General features: G+C 74.0%; 1 protein-coding gene. It reads right to left on the bottom strand.

All coding sequences use genetic code 11. The features are described 5' to 3' along the window. On the bottom strand, window positions 1-701 hold a 701-nt coding region (locus G3N98_RS39445; RefSeq protein ID WP_206151142.1), incomplete at both ends, for a DNA polymerase Y family protein.

Raw genomic sequence — 701 nt, 5'->3', positions numbered from 1 at the left:
CCGGTGATCGGCGACGGGCGCCGCGCGCAGCACGTTGTCCGCGCCGAGCCGCGCGACCAGCAGCTCGAACAGCCGCGCGCGCGTCTCGCGCGTGCCGCCCGGCTCGGGGAAAAGATCGTCGGCCGGCGGCGCGACCGATTCGACGCGCGTGGCCTTCAGCCGCACCGCAATCACCGCTGCCGGCAACTCGACGCGCGCGAGCCGTTCGCCGAGCAGCCGCATGAAATGCGCGTCGTCGCGCACGGGTGCCGCGAATGCGAGTTCGAGCGGCGTCGGCGGCACGGCCTGGCGGCCGCGCTCGTGCTCGAGATCGAACGTCATCGCGGCCAGCGACAGGTGCCGCGCGGCCAGCCAGCCGCACAGCTGCACGACGAGCCGCCGCGCCACGAACAACACGGCTTCCGCGTATTCGACCCGCTCCTGCAATTCGAGCCGCACGTCGAACACGGGCGGCACCGCCATCCACGCAAGCGGCTCGACCGCGTCGCCATACGCACGATCGAGCGCAGCCAGCAACGCGGGACCGCAACGGCGCTGCAGCCCCGCGCGCGGCAGGCCGCGCAGATCGGCGAGCGTGCGGCAACCGAGCCCGTCGAACCAGCCTGCATACGGACGCGCATCGGGCAGCAGCACGCAGGGCAGCCGGTCGAGCGCGCGGACAAGCGAGGCCGGGCTCGCGACGCGGCGCCGGATCCGCGCAA

This window comes from Burkholderia sp. Tr-20390 (assembly GCF_017104595.1).
GTDB lineage: Bacteria > Pseudomonadota > Gammaproteobacteria > Burkholderiales > Burkholderiaceae > Burkholderia.
This window is presented reverse-complemented; position numbering and strand designations above follow the sequence as displayed.